This window comes from Chloroflexaceae bacterium, from assembly GCA_025057155.1.
Classification (GTDB): Bacteria; Chloroflexota; Chloroflexia; order Chloroflexales; family Chloroflexaceae; genus JACAEO01.
In genome coordinates, this window is the sequence record JANWYD010000111.1 from 1 (window position 1) to 648 (window position 648).

Genomic DNA, 648 nt, shown 5'->3' on the forward strand with positions numbered 1-648 from the left:
GGCACAACAGCAACGAGCTTTTGGTCGAGCAAGGCAGCGGTAAAAATTTTGCCGGCATCGGCGGCCGGCGTTTGTTGCGCAAGTTTTTGAAAGCCGGGTGCCTGGCAAAGCTCTGCAATATCAGGGAAAAGGTAAAACGCGCCTTGCGGCTTAAATAGGCGTAAGCCGCGGATGCCAGAAAGCATGCTAAAGGCCAAATCACGCCTTTTTTCAAACACCTGGCGCATCGTTTCCACGCAGGTTTGATCCCCCATCAGTGCGGCGACAGCGCCCTTTTGCGCAAAGCTGGTGGCGTTGGAAGTGGACTGTCCTTGGATGGTATCCATGGCAGTGATGATGGCGCGCGGACCTGCGGCATAGCCCAGCCGCCAGCCGGTCATCGCATACGCCTTGGAAAAACCATTGACCACCACCGTGCGTGGGCGTAATGCCTCCGAAGCGGTGGCTAAGTTGAGAAAAGTGGTGCCATAGACCAGTTTTTCATAAATATCATCGGTCACGACCAAAAGCTGGGGGAATTTTTCCAATACCTGTGCCAGCGCGCGGATTTCCTCGGGTGTGTACGTGGTGCCGGTGGGGTTGGCTGGGGAATTGAGCAGGAAAACACGGGTTTGCGGCGAGAGGTGTTGCTCCAACTCTTGCGGGGTG

At 55.9% G+C, this 648-nt stretch carries 1 protein-coding gene; it reads right to left on the reverse strand.

Annotated elements, in window-relative coordinates:
- Nucleotides 1-648 (reverse strand): aminotransferase class I/II-fold pyridoxal phosphate-dependent enzyme (locus tag NZU74_20545; GenBank protein ID MCS6883717.1); only part of this gene is annotated, 648 nt, incomplete at both ends.